The organism is Sphingomonas sp. SP3 (assembly GCF_058514305.1).
This window is the reverse complement of sequence record NZ_JBZSOE010000001.1, coordinates 1,277,055-1,292,779: the sequence shown is the minus strand read 5'-3', so window position 1 is coordinate 1,292,779 and position 15,725 is coordinate 1,277,055. Positions and strand designations below refer to the sequence as shown.

17 protein-coding genes and 1 tRNA gene are annotated in these 15,725 nt (G+C 63.9%); 15 read left to right on the top strand and 3 right to left on the bottom strand.

Annotated elements, in window-relative coordinates:
* Window positions 1-11: 11 nt before the first annotated feature.
* Window positions 12-452 carry a hypothetical protein gene (locus tag AC4K8G_RS06760; RefSeq protein ID WP_491733394.1) on the bottom strand — a complete coding sequence of 147 codons (441 nt, stop codon included), beginning with the start codon at window positions 450-452 and terminating at the stop codon, window positions 12-14.
* 95 nt (window positions 453-547) lie between these two features.
* Window positions 548-2,437, bottom strand: coding sequence for a hybrid sensor histidine kinase/response regulator (locus AC4K8G_RS06755; protein ID WP_491734428.1), 1,890 nt, complete (start codon window positions 2,435-2,437; stop codon window positions 548-550).
* A 232-nt stretch (window positions 2,438-2,669) separates the two neighbouring features.
* Here AC4K8G_RS06755 and AC4K8G_RS06750 point away from each other — a divergent pair, with 232 nt between their 5' ends.
* From AC4K8G_RS06750 to hslU, 8 genes are read left to right on the top strand one after another with little or no spacing between them, the layout of a single operon-like run.
* On the top strand, window positions 2,670-3,215 hold the full coding sequence (locus tag AC4K8G_RS06750) for a glycoside hydrolase family 108 protein (RefSeq protein ID WP_491733393.1): 546 nt from the start codon (window positions 2,670-2,672) through the stop codon (window positions 3,213-3,215).
* A 57-nt stretch (window positions 3,216-3,272) separates the two neighbouring features.
* On the top strand, window positions 3,273-3,578 hold the full coding sequence (locus AC4K8G_RS06745; RefSeq protein WP_491733392.1) for a hypothetical protein: 306 nt from the start codon (window positions 3,273-3,275) through the stop codon (window positions 3,576-3,578).
* Window positions 3,575-4,132, top strand: a complete 558-nt coding sequence (locus AC4K8G_RS06740) for a hypothetical protein (RefSeq protein WP_491733391.1) — start codon at window positions 3,575-3,577, stop codon at window positions 4,130-4,132. The genes AC4K8G_RS06745 and AC4K8G_RS06740 overlap by 4 nt, the downstream gene beginning before the upstream one ends.
* A 12-nt stretch (window positions 4,133-4,144) precedes the next feature.
* Window positions 4,145-4,717: a TMEM175 family protein gene (locus tag AC4K8G_RS06735; protein WP_491733390.1), complete on the top strand. Its 573-nt coding sequence runs from the start codon at window positions 4,145-4,147 to the stop codon at window positions 4,715-4,717.
* Entirely contained in the window at window positions 4,714-5,481 is a 768-nt protein-coding gene (locus tag AC4K8G_RS06730) for an alpha/beta hydrolase (protein ID WP_491733389.1), read from the top strand. The genes AC4K8G_RS06735 and AC4K8G_RS06730 overlap by 4 nt, the downstream gene beginning before the upstream one ends.
* A 24-nt stretch (window positions 5,482-5,505) precedes the next feature.
* Window positions 5,506-6,045, top strand: a complete 540-nt coding sequence (gene hslV, locus AC4K8G_RS06725; protein ID WP_491733388.1) for an ATP-dependent protease subunit HslV — start codon at window positions 5,506-5,508, stop codon at window positions 6,043-6,045.
* 23 nt (window positions 6,046-6,068) lie between these two features.
* The gene (locus AC4K8G_RS06720) at window positions 6,069-7,157 is read left to right on the top strand and encodes an FAD-dependent oxidoreductase (RefSeq protein WP_491733387.1); all 1,089 of its coding nucleotides are present in this window, start codon (window positions 6,069-6,071) and stop codon (window positions 7,155-7,157) included.
* A 34-nt stretch (window positions 7,158-7,191) separates the two neighbouring features.
* The gene (hslU, locus tag AC4K8G_RS06715) at window positions 7,192-8,535 is read left to right on the top strand and encodes an ATP-dependent protease ATPase subunit HslU (protein ID WP_491733386.1); all 1,344 of its coding nucleotides are present in this window, start codon (window positions 7,192-7,194) and stop codon (window positions 8,533-8,535) included.
* Here hslU and AC4K8G_RS06710 read toward each other — a convergent pair.
* Window positions 8,532-9,236, bottom strand: coding sequence for a TIGR02117 family protein (locus AC4K8G_RS06710; protein WP_491733385.1), 705 nt, complete (start codon window positions 9,234-9,236; stop codon window positions 8,532-8,534). The two genes, hslU and AC4K8G_RS06710, sit on opposite strands and share 4 nt — an antisense overlap.
* 60 nt (window positions 9,237-9,296) lie before the next feature.
* Between AC4K8G_RS06710 and AC4K8G_RS06705 the strand changes: the two genes are divergently transcribed.
* The 7 genes from AC4K8G_RS06705 to AC4K8G_RS06675 all read left to right on the top strand — a co-directional run bounded on the left by AC4K8G_RS06705 (window position 9,297) and on the right by AC4K8G_RS06675 (window position 15,692).
* Window positions 9,297-9,373, top strand: a tRNA-Pro gene (locus AC4K8G_RS06705).
* A 31-nt stretch (window positions 9,374-9,404) separates the two neighbouring features.
* Window positions 9,405-9,752, top strand: a complete 348-nt coding sequence (gene yajC, locus AC4K8G_RS06700) for a preprotein translocase subunit YajC (RefSeq protein ID WP_491733384.1) — start codon at window positions 9,405-9,407, stop codon at window positions 9,750-9,752.
* Window positions 9,752-11,344: a protein translocase subunit SecD gene (gene secD, locus AC4K8G_RS06695; RefSeq protein WP_491733383.1), complete on the top strand. Its 1,593-nt coding sequence runs from the start codon at window positions 9,752-9,754 to the stop codon at window positions 11,342-11,344. Before yajC ends, secD begins: the two co-directional genes overlap by 1 nt.
* A gap of 10 nt (window positions 11,345-11,354) precedes the next feature.
* Window positions 11,355-12,305: a protein translocase subunit SecF gene (gene secF / locus AC4K8G_RS06690; protein ID WP_491733382.1), complete on the top strand. Its 951-nt coding sequence runs from the start codon at window positions 11,355-11,357 to the stop codon at window positions 12,303-12,305.
* Between the two features lie 80 nt (window positions 12,306-12,385).
* Window positions 12,386-13,282, top strand: coding sequence for an outer membrane protein assembly factor BamD (locus AC4K8G_RS06685; RefSeq protein WP_491733381.1), 897 nt, complete (start codon window positions 12,386-12,388; stop codon window positions 13,280-13,282).
* 47 nt (window positions 13,283-13,329) lie between these two features.
* A complete protein-coding gene (gene recN / locus AC4K8G_RS06680; protein WP_491733380.1) occupies window positions 13,330-14,982 on the top strand; it encodes a DNA repair protein RecN in 1,653 nt (550 codons plus the stop codon).
* Window positions 14,979-15,692, top strand: a complete 714-nt coding sequence (locus AC4K8G_RS06675; protein ID WP_491733379.1) for a dienelactone hydrolase family protein — start codon at window positions 14,979-14,981, stop codon at window positions 15,690-15,692. Before recN ends, AC4K8G_RS06675 begins: the two co-directional genes overlap by 4 nt.
* The last annotated feature ends 33 nt before the right edge of the window (window positions 15,693-15,725 follow it).

Genomic DNA, 15,725 nt, shown 5'->3' with positions numbered 1-15,725 from the left:
CCCCTACCAAATCAGCGAAGCAGTCCCTGCTTTTGCGCGCCGCGGGCGTACCACAGCAGAAACAGAGCGATGATGAAGATCACCCACGGCATTGCGGCCGAAACGCCGGTCTTCATGCTCGCCGGCATGTCGGTGCCAAACATCATATAGCCGAACGTGATCACCACTCCGACCACCGACAGGGCGAAAGCCGCGATCGCGTGGCGGCTGCGCGCCAGCAGCAGAAGCGACCCTGCGAGACCGCCCCAGACACCCAGCGCCCAGAAGGCGGTGAGCCAGCTGGGCAGGCTGTCCATGTATGTCAGCTGGTCGGCCGGGAAGTTCGCAAGATACGCTTCGCTTCGAAGGTTGGTCATCAGATAGTCGTAGCAGGCAAAGCCGTTCCACAGGACGGCAAGAAGCCCGACGGCCCACAGGTGAGCGGGCGCGCGCGTAGGTGCAGATGTTGCCATGGATTTTACCCCCTCCATGCCGCGGCCCCGCCGCGGTCGGTGCTCCGATCAGGCCCCTATTCGCCGCTGCCGTCAAGGCGGCGCGGCCAAGCCTTTCAGTTGATGGGGATTTCGCTTTTCAACAGATCGCCCAGCGCGCCTGCGAGCGAGTCCAATTCATAGGGTTTCTGCAGTACCGGGAAACCGTGGGTACCACCCACCTGTTCGCTGTAACCGGTGGTCAGCAGTATCGGCAATTCGGGAAAGCGCTTGCGCACCTTCTGAGCGAGTTCGATTCCGCTGATCCCCCCCGGCATCACGATGTCGGTGAAGACGAGCCTGGGTTTCTCCCCCCCAGTAAGCCTGTCGAGCGCTTCCTTGGCGCTATGCGCGACCGTCGCTTCAAATCCCATCTCATGGAGCATTCCAGCGGCCAACTCGGCAACCAGTGTATCGTCCTCGACCACCAGCACCCGGCCCATCGCGCGTTCGCCGTTGGCGTGGGTTTCTTCCGCATCCGCCCCACGGCTTGCGGGCAGGTAGAGCGTGAAGGTCGATCCTTCGCCCTCTGTCGATTTGACGTTGATGGCGCCGCCGAGTTGCTTGGCGAAGCCGAACACCTGGCTGAGACCGAGCCCGGTTCCCTCGCCGTAACTCTTGGTCGTGAAGAATGGCTCGAACACGCGCTGCATGAGTTCGGGTGCCATGCCTATGCCGGTGTCGCTCACGACAAGCGCAACATGCTCGCCGCGAAGACCCTCAGGCTCTCCGTTCAGAACAACGTTGTGCGCGCCGATGCGCAGCATTCCACCGTCCTTCATCGCGTCCCGGGCATTGAAGGCGAGATTGAGCATGACGAGCTCAAGCGCGCCCGCGTCTGCGTCGATCGGCCATAGCTGATCGGAGATTTCGGTGATCAGCTCGATGTTGCTGCGCAGCGACGGCCGCAGCAGGGTGGTAACGTCGCCGAAGAAATCCTTGAGGTCGATCTGCTTCAATTCAAGCGGCTGGGCGCGCGCAAAGGCAAGCAGCTGCTTGGTAAGGCTGGCCCCGCGCTGCGCCGAACTGCGGATGCCGTCGAGCATCCGCTTGAGCTTCTCAGGACTGCCGGCGTTCCGCAGCGCGAGGTCGGACGCGCCGAGAATCGCCGTGAGTAAATTGTTGAAGTCATGGGCAAGCCCGCCGGTGAGCTGACCGAGCGCTTCCATCTTTTGCGAACGGAACAATTGCTCGCGCGATTCTTCCAAGCGAAGTTGAGTCTCGCGTTTCTCGGTCATGTCGCGAGTGATCTTGGCAAAGCCGATCAACTCGCCTTCCTCGTCGCGGATCGCGTCGATCACCACGCTCGCCCAGAAGCGCGTCCCATCCTTGCGCATGCGCCAGCCCTCGGCTTCGTAGCGGCCCGTCTCGCGCGCGGTTTCCAGCGCGGTCTTCGGCACACCCGCTTTGAAATCTTCGGGCGTGTAGAAGCGGCTGAAATGCTCGCCGATGATTTCACCGGGCGAATAGCCTTTGATCCGCTCGGCGCCCGCGTTCCAGTTGGTTACCAGACCTTCGGGATCGAGCATGTAGATCGCGTAATCGGTGACGCCCTGGACGAGGATTCGAAAGCGTCGTTCGGCCTCGATCAGCGCTTGCTGCGTGGCGCGCTTGTCGGTCATGTCGCGGGTGATCTTGGCGAAGCCGACGATCTCGCCATCCTGGTCGATGCGGTCGATCACCACGCTTGCCCAAAAGCGCGATCCGTCCTTGCGCACCCGCCAGCCTTCGCCCTCGAACCGGCCCTCGGTCCGCGCGATGCTCAGCACCTTGTCCGGCGTGCCCGCTTTGCGGTCTTCCTCGGTATAGAACTCCGAGAAATGGCGGCCGAGGATTTCGCTGGTCTGGAACCCCTTGATCCGCTCGGCGCCCGCGTTCCAGCTGGTCACATGCCCTTGGGGGTCGAGCATGTAGATCGCGTAGTCGACAATCGACTGCACGAGCAGCTTGAACGAATGTTCCGGCATCGGTTGCGGCACGGTTTCCGGAGCCCCCTCCAAGCTTCACTCCTCTCGGTGCGACGGTCGGCATAGACCGCCGCGTTACGCACAACCCGCGAAGCGGGAGCGAGTTGCACGACAGCGAGCGGACTCGTCCAGCGGAAAATTGCGTCGAGATCTACCCGGTTAGTTCTGCTTTCCTACACCACACCTATTTGGTTATCAAATCACCGACTCGGGATGAGATGGGGAGGGGATATTGGATATCAGCGCCTTGATCGACGCCCTGATCGAGCGTGAGGGCGGCTATGTCGATCATCCCGCAGACAGGGGCGGGCCGACCTGCTTTGGCATTACCGAGGCGGTCGCTCGCGCTCACGGCTACGCCGGACTGATGCGCCAGCTGCCGCGCGACGAAGCGGCGGCGATTTACGCCCGGCTCTACTGGCTACGGCCGCGGCTCGACGAAGTAGCACGACGCAGCGAGCGGATCGCCGTTGAGCTTTTCGACACGGGCGCCAACATGGGCCCGGCAGTCGCAATCACCTTCCTACAGCGCGCGCTCACCGCCCTTAACCGCAATGGCAAGGATTACCCCGACCTTGTCCCCGATGGCAGGATTGGCGCCGCGACGCTCGCCGCCTTGGACTCGTTTCTCAGCGGACGAAAGAGCAACGGTGAAACAATATTGCTGCGCGCGCTCGAGGCGCTTCAGGGCGAGCGCTACCTCCGGCTGGCCGAGCGCCGCCCAGCCAATGAGGTGTTCCTTTATGGGTGGCTTTCGAACCGGATTGGTGAGCCCTGACTCGCGCGTGCGCACGCGTGAATCTGTGACTTTTGGGACTTTTCGACGGAGATTGGCATGAAACCCCTGCCGCCGCCCGGCACCTTCGCCGAGGGCCAGCGCTATGTTTACGGCCTGCTCGCCGCCGCCGCCGGCATGTTCTGCGGCGCCTTCGCGGTCGGCATGATCGCGCTCCTGATGTGGGGCGGCTGGTCCCCGTACGAAGAGCATAGCATCGTCGTCATCTTCGGCTGGTCGCTCGGCGGATTCATTGCTGCGATGGTCGCGGTGATCGTCGGGCTGCTCGCCGGCGGACCGGTCGGCCGGTTCAGGCTCGCCGCCGGGCGCGACGGCGCCAGCGTCGAAGCGGACTGCCAACCATGATCCTTCGCTTGCTCAACATCCAGGGCATCGCCGGGATTGCTCTTGGCGCAGCGCTCGCGACCCTCCTCGCGCTGCAGAAGGTCGAGACCCGCCACTGGAAGAAGCAGAGCGCCGGGTTCGAGCGGCTCTACCAGAAGGAACAGGCGGCCTTGGCCGGGACCGTGGCCAACGTTCGCGTCGCCGCCGATCGCGCCCGCGCCGCCGATCTCGCCAATGCACAACGCGTCGCCGCCGACCAGCGCACCATCAATGAAAGGACCGCCCATGATTTCGAAGCCCGCCTGGCTACCGCTCGCGCTGCTGCTCAGCGCCTGCGCATCGAAGCTGCCCGCCCCGCAACCGATCGCCGTGCTGGCAGAGCGCCGCTCTTGCCCGCCCTATCCACTTCCGCCCGAAGCGCTGCTCAAAGCGCCAGCTCAGGTCGACTTCCTTCAGCCACCGCGCTGATCGCGACCGAGCAGGCAATCCAGCTCGACGAGCTCATCAAATGGGTTCGCGCGCAGGCAAAGGTTGACAACAACGCCGCCGCTGCGCCCACTTGGCCGGAAGATTGAGCGGGGGACAGGATGAAGCCGGATCGGCTCAATGCATTCACCGACGGCGTGATCGCCATCATCATCACCATCATGGTGCTGGAGATGCGCGTTCCGGAAGGGACTAGCTTAGCCGCCTTGCAACCCGTGTTACCGATCCTGGGTGCCTACGTCCTCTCGTTCATTTACGTCGGCATCTACTGGAACAACCATCACCACATGATGCAGACCGCGAAACGGGTGGACGGCCGGGTGCTGTGGTCGAACCTCAACCTTCTGTTCTGGCTGAGCCTGTTCCCGTTCGTGATCCGCTGGATCGATGAGCGTGGCGTGACCGCCTTTCCGGTCGCCGCGTTCGGCGTCGTGCTTGCCCTCGCTGGACTTGCCTATTTCATACTCGAAAGGGCGCTGATCGCGGCCGAGGGCGAATCCTCGGGAGTCGCGAGGGCGGTGGGGTCCAGTCTCAAGGAATGGCTGAGCTGCGCGCTTTACATCGTCGGCGTTGTCTCGGCTTTCCTGGTGTCGCCCTGGCTTTCGATCATCCTGTACGTGGCGGTCGCGCTGATGTGGCTGGTCCCGGACCGCCGGTTCGCTCGATCCCAATGAGGCGTGACCTCGGCCTTCTCGGCGCGATTGCCATTGCGATCGCCTGTCCGGCCTGGGCCGGCCCACCGATGCCCGGTGCCTCGCCGCCCTCGTTGAAGGCGCACCCGTCTGCGATCGGCCCGATGCTTCCCGCCGGCGAGACGACCTTGGTCAACGGTGCTTCAGCTTACCGTCCGGCCAAAGTCTCGCCCGGGCCATTGCCGGTTCTGATCCTGCTGCATGGCGCAGGCGGCTACCCGCAGGGCTTCCTTCAAAAGATGGAGCCGCTCGCCGACAAGCTCGGCGTGATCCTGGTAGCGCCCCACTCGCTCGACAAGACGTGGGACCTCATTCTCAACATGCAGACCGAGGACCAGCCGTGGCAGGGGCTCGACGCTCACCGCCTCGACCAGTCTTTAGGCGACTTGTTCAAGCGCTCAGCCGTCGATCCCAGCCACGTCGTGCTGCTCGGCTTCTCCGATGGCGCGAGCTACGCGCTGTCGCTGGGCCTTGCGAACCCGAAGCTGTTCACGACCGTGATCGCGCTGTCACCGGGCATGCTCGCCCCGCTGAAGCGCATCGACCATCAGCAGCAGGTATTCGTCGCTCATGGACGCAGCGATCACGTCCTGCCTTACACCGCCACCAAGGATATGGTGGAGCTCCTCCAGCGCGGCGGGGCGAACGTGCGCTTCCGCCCATTCGACGGCGATCATCAGATCGATCCGCAGTCGCTGACCGAAGGCCTCGAATGGGCGTTCGGCCCGCGCGCCTTGCAGCAATAGCCACGGCCTCCCACCTCAACGTCCATGGAACAATATCACGGAACCACGATCCTTGGTGTGAAGAAGGGCGGCAAGACCGTCATCGCCGGGGACGGGCAGGTCAGCCTTGGCAACACGGTGATCAAGCCGAACGCGAAGAAGGTTCGCCGGATCGGGGAGGACGGAAAGGTCATTGGCGGATTTGCCGGCGCGACGGCCGATGCCTTCACCTTGTTCGAGCGGCTGGAGCGCAAGCTCGAGCAATATAACAACCAACTGCTGCGTGCCGCGGTCGAGCTCGCCAAGGATTGGCGCACCGACAAATACCTCCGCAATCTCGAGGCCATGATGATCGTCGCCGACGCGGAGCAGCTGCTGATCCTCACCGGCAATGGCGACGTGCTTGAGCCCGAAGGCGGGATCGCGGCGATCGGGTCGGGCGGCAATTACGCGCTGTCTGCGGCCAAGGCGCTCGCCGATTACGAGCAGGATCCCGAAGTGCTTGCCCGCCGGGCGATGCAGATCGCGTCGGAAGTCTGCGTATTCACCAACGACCGGCTGACCGTGGAGACGGTTGAAGGCTGACGCGGAGCGGCTAGTCTGGCCCCATGCTCCTCGATCGCCGGACATTCGCCGCCAGCTCCGCCGCCTTGCTTTCCGGTTGTACGACGGTCGTCGCGCCGCGGAGCTTTTCGGAATGCACGCCGCTGCCCAAGGTCCTGGTCGATGAAAGCCGGGTAATCCGCACGGTTGCCGGCTTGAGGCCTTACCGCCGTTCGGGCTTCGTCGTCCGGCGAGAGTCGCTTGGCGACAAGGCGCTCGTGCACAATTACGGTCACGGCGGTGGCGGCATCACCTTGAGCTGGGGGTCGGCCAAGCTTGCCGCCGAGCTCGGGTTGCAGGGCCATTCGGGCCCGGTCGCGGTGCTCGGCGCGGGCATTCTCGGCCTGTCGACCGCGCGGCTGGTGCAGGAGGCGGGCTTTCCCGCCACGATCTATGCCGCCGCGCTTCCGCCGGACACCACCTCGAACATCGCCGGCGGCCAGTTTCACCCCTTCGCCGTCTTCCGGGAATCGGTGTCGACACCCGAATTCAGGGCTCAGTTCATACGTGCTCTCGATTATAGCTGGCGCCGTTTCCAGATCATGGTCGGCGACGACTATGGCGTGCGCTGGCTCCCGACCTACGTCGAATCCGACAGCCCTGAAGAAAAGCTCATCGCGACGTTCCCACCGATTAACCGAATGCTCCGTCGGGCCGAGCATCCGTTCCCGGTCGACAGCATGCGCCGCTACGACACGATGTACGTGGAAACCGGCCGCTACCTCCGGCAGATGATGCGCGACATCCAGATTGCCGGCGGCAAGATCGAGGTGCGGCAATTTGCGACGCCCGCAGACATTGCCGCGCTCCCCGAAGCGCTGGTGTTCAACTGCACCGGCCTCGGATCGCGCAACCTGTTTGGAGATCAGGAACTCCAACCCATTCGCGGCCAGCTCGCCATCCTCGAGCCGCAGCCGGAGGTTCGCTACGCCGCGCTCGGCAGTTTCGGCTACATGTTCCCCCGAGCGGACGGCATTCTGCTTGGCGGCACGTTTGAGTACGATACCTGGGATGTGACGCCCCAGCCGGATGACATCGCCCGGATCCTGTCATCCCAGAAGCGCTTCTTCGACACCTTCCGCTGCACTGCTTGAAGTGGCCTGACTGCCTTCCGACATAGTTCGGGAAATGAATTACCATTCCCCCATTCCCCAGGGCGGGGAGCAAGCCGAAGTGCTTAAGGACAAGCTCACTCCAAAGGCGATCGTCGCCGCGCTCGATGCGCATATCGTCGGCCAGGACGACGCAAAGCGCGCGGTCGCGGTGGCTCTGCGCAACCGCTGGCGTCGCCAACAGCTTGGCCCCGAGCTTCGCGACGAGGTCACGCCCAAGAACATCCTGATGATCGGCCCCACGGGCTGCGGAAAGACCGAGATCAGCCGACGGCTGGCCAAGCTTGCCGACGCGCCGTTCGTGAAGGTCGAGGCGACCAAGTTTACCGAGGTCGGCTACGTCGGTCGCGATGTCGAACAGATCGCTCGCGACCTGGTCGAGGAGGCCGTTCGCCTCGAGCGGGAGCGTCGCCGCAACAAGGTCCGCGCCGCGGCAGAGGAAGCGGCCATGGACAAGCTTCTCGACGCACTCACGGGCAAAGGGTCGAGCGAAGCAACGCGAGCGAGTTTTCGCCAGCGCTTCGCCGACGGCAGCCTCAACCAGGCCGAAGTCGAGATCGAGGTCGACGAGGCGGCCGCCATGCCGTTCGAGATCCCGGGCATGGGCGCGCAGGTGTTCGACCTGAAGTCGATCATGGGCAAGGCGATGGGCAGCGGACCGCGCAAGCGCCGGAAGCTCAAGGTACCGGAAGCGTTCGCTCGGCTGACCGAAGAAGAGGCCGACAAGCGTCTCGATCCCGACGACATCAACCGCGCGGCGCTCTTGGACGCGGAAGCCAATGGCATCGTTTTCCTCGATGAGATTGACAAGATCGCGGTTAGCGATGTCCGCGGCGGGTCAGTCAGCCGCGAGGGCGTTCAGCGCGACCTGTTGCCGCTCATTGAGGGCACGACGGTCGCGACCAAATATGGGCCGCTCAAGACGGACCACATCCTGTTCATTGCCTCGGGCGCGTTCCACATCGCCAAGCCCGCCGACCTGCTGCCGGAGCTTCAGGGCCGGCTGCCGATCCGCGTCGAGCTCAAGGCACTCACGCAGGAAGATTTCGTGCGGATCCTGTCGGACACCCGGGCGAGCCTGACCGAGCAATATCAGGCGCTGCTCGGCACCGAAGGCGTGACCGTTCAATTTGCCAACGACGGGATCGAGGCGCTCGCTCGCATCGCTGCCGAGGTCAACGAAGCGGTCGAGAATATCGGCGCGCGCCGGCTTCAGACGGTGATGGAGAAGCTTCTCGAGGACGTTAGTTTTGACGCAGAGGACCGGGCGGGCGACACGCTGGTCGTCGACGCGGCCTTCGTCGACCAGCAGTTGTCCAGCATCGCTCGCAACGCAGACCTCAGCCGCTACGTACTCTAAAGCAGTCGCAACCAATTCTCGCGGCGGTAGCGCCACAGCAAGCCCTGTTCGAACGGCGGCCACAAGCTTGTTTTGACGCCGGCGAGACGCAGCTTGTCGGCGACCCAGCTATTGCACGTCCGAACCGCGCTTGCCTTTCCGCGGGCGCGGTAGAAGCCGTCGTTCCGGCCATAGCCGGGATGGTCGATGCGAATTGGTCGGCCGTGCGCATCCAAAATGAGGTCAGCGCGGATCGCGGCGAACAGCCGCCGGTATTCCTCCGGCCGCAGCCGGATTTGGCGAACCTCGACATTGATCCCCGAGACATAATCGACGTGCATTACGCGGTTGCCGCCTGCGAGGGCGTGCCAGGCCGTGCGCGGCGTCAGGTCCCACCAGGTCGGCGTGTTGAGATAGACTCGCTCCTCCCCTGCGCCGAAGGCGATCCAGGCGGGTCCGCCGGCACTTGCAAAATCACTGGGTGGGATCAGCCTGGCCCAGTCGAGCCCTTGCGCGGCAATTGGCATAACGATGTCGACGTGGATGCCGTTGTCGATCAGGTAGATCGTCGTCCCGCGGGCCGGCTCGGTCCAGGCGCGATTGACCGGGACAAGCGAGCCGACCAGCGCGGCACAGAGGTAGAGCGCGGGGAACGCCAGAATTGCGACGAGCAGGCGGCCAACCCACTTGCCGCGCTTCACTTTCTTAGCCCGCCGAGCCACTTGGCCTCCCGCCCATGCCTTGCCTTCACTGGTGGCCCTGCCTAGATGCCGCGGCCAGGTCGGGGCGTAGCGCAGCCTGGTAGCGCATCACACTGGGGGTGTGGAGGTCGCTGGTTCGAATCCAGTCGCCCCGACCATCATCTTTCTCGGAAAGTCAGTTAGCATCCCATGTCCAACGAACCGATCCAGATGAGCCTCGTGCAAGCCGCGCCAGGCGGCCAGCCGGGGGGAGCCGCAGGCATCCTCGTCGGCATCCTTCCCTGGCTCGCGATCTTCGTCATCTTCTACATGCTCATGATCCGTCCGCAGCAACGCCGGCTGAAGGATCACCAAGCCGCGATTGCCGCTATCAAAAAGGGTGACGACGTGATCACGGGTGGAGGCATTCGTGGGCGCGTGACCAAGGTCAGCGATGACGAGGCCGAGGTAGAGATCGCGTCGGGCGTCAAGATCCGCGTGGTGAAATCCACGATTAGTCACGTGCTCACCGGCAATTCCGCAGCGGCCAACGACTGATGCTCGAATTCCCGCGCTGGAAGGTCACGGTCCTGTGGCTCATCGTCGCGCTCGGCGTGCTGTTTTCTATTCCAAGCTTGATCGCCGGGACCCAGGCGAAGAATTACTGGCCTAAGTGGGCTCCGCAGTACAAAATCAGCCTCGGTCTCGACCTTGCCGGCGGCAGTCACCTGCTGCTCGAAGCCGACGCGCGCGACGCGCAAAAGCAGCGCCTTCAGGCGATGGAAGATTCGGTCTCGACCGAACTTCGCCGCGACCCGCGCATCGATATCGGCGATATCTCGACCGCCGGCGGCCGTCTCTCCTTCCTCGTCCGCAATCCGACCCAGGTAGACGCTGCGGTCGAGCGAATGCGGACGCTCACCAAGCCGCAGGGTCTGACTGGTCAACGCGATTGGGATGTCCAGGTTGTCGATTCCACCCGCGTGGTGATGCTTCCGACATCGGAGGGGACAGCGCGGGCGTTGAAGGATGCGATGGGCGTCGCGCGCGATGTCGTCCGCCGCCGTATCGATCCGGGCGGCACCAAGGAAATTACGGTCATTACCGAAGGCGGCAACCGAATCCTCGTCCAGGTCCCGGGCGTCGAGGACCCGGATTCGCTCAAGCGCCTCATCGGCCAGACCGCCCGGCTTGAATTCAAGCTGGTCGATCTTTCGGCCAACCCCCAGGACGTCCAGCAGGGCCGCGCGCCGCCGGGAAGTCAGGTTCTTCCCATGGCCGACGGCACGGGCTTCATGGCCGTGAAGCGCCGCGTGATGGTGTCGGGCGACCAGCTGACCGACGCCAAGCAGGGCTTCGACCAGGACGGCCGGCCGGACATCAACATCAAGTTCAACACCAGTGGCGCGAGGCGCTTCGGCCGGGTCACCCAGGAGAATGTCGGGAAGCCATTCGCGATCATCCTCGATGACAAGATCCTGTCCGCGCCGAACATCAATGAACCGATCCTCGGCGGTCAGGCGCAGATCAATGGCGGCTTCACGGTCAAATCAGCCAACGACCTCGCGGTCAGTCTTGCTTCGGGTAAGCTACCGGTCAAGCTGAACGTGATCGAGGAACGCACGGTCGGCCCCGATCTCGGCAAGGATTCGATTCACAAGGGCGCGATCGCCAGCGGGATCTCGGTCCTGCTCGTGGTTCTGTTCATGCTCGTCACCTACGGCCGCTTCGGCGTCTATGCGAACATCGCGCTGCTCGTGAACGCCTTCCTGATCCTGGGCATCATGGCGATCTTCAATGCGACACTGACCTTGCCCGGAATCGCCGGCTTCATCCTGACGATCGGTGCCGCGGTCGATGCCAACGTGTTGATCAACGAGCGCATACGCGAGGAGATACGAAGAGGGCGAAGGCTGATCGACGCGGTCGAGACTGGCTATCGCGAGGCGATGCGCGCGATCTTCGACGCCAACGTGACCCACGTCATTTCCGCCTCGATCATGGCCTATTTCGGATCGGGTCCAGTGCGGGGTTTTGCCGTGGTGCTGCTGATCGGCGTCGTTACTTCGGTTTTCACGGCTGTCTATTTCACCCGGATGCTGGTCGCGTTGTGGATTCGCCGCGCCCGTCCGCGCGCCCTGCATATTTAAGGCTCATCGCATGAAGTTGCTGAAGCTCGTTCCCGATCATACCAACCTGGATTTCATGCGCTGGCGCAACCTCGCGCTGGTCCTCTCGCTGATCGCGACTGTCGCCTCCCTCTCCTACACGGTTTACCGGGGGCTGAACCTCGGCGTCGACTTCGTCGGCGGCCAGCTCATCCGCGTCACCTTCGCCCAGCCGGTCGATGTCGAGCAGCTGCGCGGCAAGGTCGACAGCATGCATCTCGGCGAAGCCAGCATCCAGGAGTTTGGCGGTCCAAAGACCTTCCAGATCCGGCTGCCCAAGCCGCCCGGCGGCGATGCTGCCGCGAACAGCGTCGCGACCCGCGTGAAGCAGGAAATCGAAACCGATTACCCTGGCGCCAAGATCGATTCGGTCGACACCGTCTCGGGCAAGGTCAGCGAGGAGCTGGCGGACAACAGCGCCATCGCCATCGCCTTGGCGATGCTCGGAATCGCGGTCTACATCTGGTTCCGGTTCGAATGGCAATTCGGGGTTGGGGCGTTGCTTACGCTTGGCCACGATATCGCCATGACCCTGGGCTTCTTCGCGTTCACACGATTGCAGGTCGACTTGAACGTCGTCGCCGCCTTCCTGACCATCGTCGGCTACTCACTGAACGACACCGTCGTCATCTATGACCGCGTGCGCGAGAATCTGCGCAAATACCGCAAGATGGGAATCCTGCCGCTCCTGAACCTTTCGCTCAACGAGACGCTGGCGCGGACCGTCGTCACCTCGCTCACCGTGCTGCTTGCGCTCGGCGTGCTGATGCTGATCGGACCGGAGGTCATCTTCGGTCTTGCTATCGCTATTTTCCTAGGTGTGCTGATTGGCACCTACTCGTCCATCTACATTTCGGCGCCCGTTCTCGTCTGGCTGGGGGTCAAGCCCGACAGCTTCCTAAAGGGCGATGAGAAGGACGAGCCTGAACCACAACCCGCCTGATTTTCGTTCAGGAACGGCCAAGCTTCTTCAGTCCATCCCGCCGCTTGGCCTGCTATGACCCCCACGCTAATGAGGACCCCATGCTGAAGCTCACCCGTTCTGTCGCCCTGTTGCTCGGCTCGGCCGCGATCCTCTCGCTCGGCGCGTGCGCGACTGGCGGAAAGAAGGGCGATACGGCCTATGTCGCTCGCGATGTCGGCATGCTCTACACGGCCGCGAAGCGGTCGATGGACAGCGGCGACTACGAGCAGGCGGCGAAACTGTTCGACGAGGTTGAGCGCCAGCATCCCTATTCGGTGTGGGCCCGTCGCGCCCAGCTGATGAGCGCGTTCAATTACTATCTGTCGAAGAAGTATACTGAAGCGATCAGCTCGGCCCAGCGGTTCGTCTCGATCCATCCGGGCAACGCGGAAGCGCCCTATGCCCAGTATTTGATCGCGATGAGCTATTATGAGCAGATTGCGGACGTGACGCGCGACCAGTCGATCACCCAGTCGGCGTCGGATGCGTTCGGTGAGCTGGTCCGCCGTTATCCTGACTCGCGCTATGCGGCCGATGCACGGGAAAAGGCCGCCTCGATCAGCGACCATCTGGCGGGCAAGGAAATGGAGGTCGGCCGCTTCTATCAGCGTTCGGGCCAGTGGCTTGCCGCGACCTACCGCTTCCGCACCGTTGTCGACAAATACCAGACCACCAGCCACGCGCCCGAAGCACTTGAGCGCCTGGTCGAATGCTACATCGCGCTCGGCATTCCCGATGAGGCGTGGCGCGCTTCCTCGGTCTTGGGCGCCAATTATCCCGATAGCTATTGGTACCGTCAGTCGCTGCGGCTTCTGATCAAGGAGCGGCAGTACACCAAGGGTAGGGCGTTCGGGGCGAACCAGCTCGCGCCAGCGGGGGCGACGAATGCTCGGTTGCCGAAGGCCAAGCGGGTCGGACCGCCGAGCGCGACCGACTATCCGGACCCGAAACAGTAAGTAGCGATGGGCGGGCCAAGCAGAGCAGCCGCGCCCTTCACCCGAGCATGCTGAGGCAGCTCGCCGTCCACAATGTCGTGCTCGTTGAGCGGCTCGAGCTCGAGTTCGAGCCGGGGCTTGGCGTTCTGACGGGTGAGACGGGCGCTGGCAAATCGATCCTTCTCGATGCGCTTGGCCTCGCGCTAGGCGTGCGCGCGGATACGTCCCTCGTCCGCACTGGACAGGACGGTGCCACGGTTTCCGCAGAAATCGAGCTTCCCGGCGATCATCCCGCGCACAAGCTTCTCGCCGAGCAAGGCATCGACCTCGATGCGAGCGAACCATTGATCATTCGCCGCACGGTGAAAAGTGACGGCGGCAGTCGGGCCTTCATCGGCTCGGCTGCAGTTCCCGCCGGCCTGCTTCGCGACGTTGGTGCGCTGGCGGTCGAGATTCACGGCCAGCACGACGATCGCGGACTGCTCAACCCCAAGGGACACCGGGCGTTACTGGACGCCTTCGGCAAGCTCGACGTCGGGCCGGTCGCCGATGCGTGGACAACTGTTACCCATATCGAATCAGAGCTCACCCGCCAGCGGGCCGAGGCCGCGGCGGCAGAGCGCGACCGCGACTATCTCGAGCACGCCTGTGCGGAGATCGAGGCATTGGCGCCCGAAGAGGGGGAGGAGACGCGGCTGGCCGAAGAGCGCACCGCTATGCAGGCCGGACTGAAGGCTGGAGAATCGCTGACCGGCCTCGACGAGCTGCTCGGCGGGTCCGAGGGTGCACTCGCTCAGTTACGCCAGGCGGCACGGCGGATCGAGCGCGGCGCGGCAGATCACCCGCTGCTCGGCGAGGCACTTGCAGCGCTCGACCGTGCGGTGATCGAAGCGAGCGAAGCCGAGGATCGGATCACTCGCGCGGCGGATGCACTGGCATTCGACCCTGCTCGACTGGAACAGGCCGAAGCGCGACTGTTCGATATTCGCGGCATCGCCCGAAAGCATAGGGTTGAGCCCGACGCGCTGGCGGCGCTCGGTCATCAAATGAGGGAGCAGCTTGCGGCGATCGAAGCGGGCAGCGAGCGCATCGACGATTTGGATCGCGAGCTTATGGTAGCGCGCGCGGCCTACGCCCGGGCGGCCTCGCTGCTTAGCAAACAGCGACATGAAGCAGCACAGCGGCTCGACGCGGCGGTGGCCAGCGAACTCGTCCCGCTGAAGCTCGACGCGGCGCGATTCCGTACGGCGATCGCAGCGGTCGAGCCGGGCTCGGCCGGAACAGATCGGGTGGAATTCGAAGTCTCGACCAATCCCGGTGCGCCGTTCGGCCCGCTCACCAAGATCGCGAGCGGTGGTGAGTTGTCCCGCTTCATTCTCGCGCTCAAGGTAGCGCTTGCTGAAGCCGGAGGCGCGGCAACGATGATCTTTGACGAAGTCGACCGCGGCGTCGGCGGTGCCGTTGCGAGCGCGATCGGGGAGCGCCTTGCCCGCCTGTCGCGCCAATCGCAGGTTCTGGTCGTTACCCACAGCCCGCAGGTCGCGGCGCGCGCCGCGCATCATTACCGGATCGAGAAGAATCACGGCTCGGACGGCACGCGAACCACCGTTCGCAAGCTGAACGACGATGAGCGGCGCGAAGAGATAGCGCGCATGCTATCGGGCGCGTCGATCACCGAGGAAGCGCGCGCCCAAGCCGCGAAACTACTGGAGGCAGCATGAGCAAGGAACGAAGCGTCGCGCATCGATTCGAGGGTGAGAGCCTCGAGAGCGTGTTCGTCGGGCGGCGCGACGGCGAGGCCCGACCGACCATCCTGCTGATCCCGAGCGTGATGGGGATCACCGACCTTGAGATCGGCTGGGGCCGCCAGCTCGTCGAGCTTGGCTACAGCACCTTCCTCGCGGACGTGTTCGGGAGCGAATTCCGGGGGGCGCCGCGGGACACGATGTTCGGCGAGATGAACCGGATCAAGGAAGACCGTTCTGCGCTGCTGCGCCGGCTCGAGCATGTCCTCGGCGTGGCGCGCGGGCTCGACGAGGTCGAGGGCGATCGGATCGCCGTATCGGGCTATTGCTTCGGCGGCATGTGCGCCCTCGACCTTGCCCGAAGCGGCGCGGACATCGCCGCAGCAGTGAGCTTCCACGGCCTGTTCGATCCGCCCGGCCTGCCCAAGCACAAGATCAAAGCGAAAGTCGTCGCTTACCATGGCTGGGACGATCCGATGGTCCCGCCGGAAAAGGTCGTCGCACTGGGGCAGGAATTGACCGAGGCCGGGTCGGACTGGCAGATCCACGCTTACGGCCATGTTGGCCATGGTTTCACCAACCCGCACGCGCACCAGATCGGGATCGACGGCGTCTTCTACCACCAGCTGGCGGCCGAGCGGTCGTGGACCAGCTTCGTCAGCCTGCTCGAGGAAGTGTTTGGCTGAGACTCTCTCCGAGGCCGATGCCGCCAACCGCCT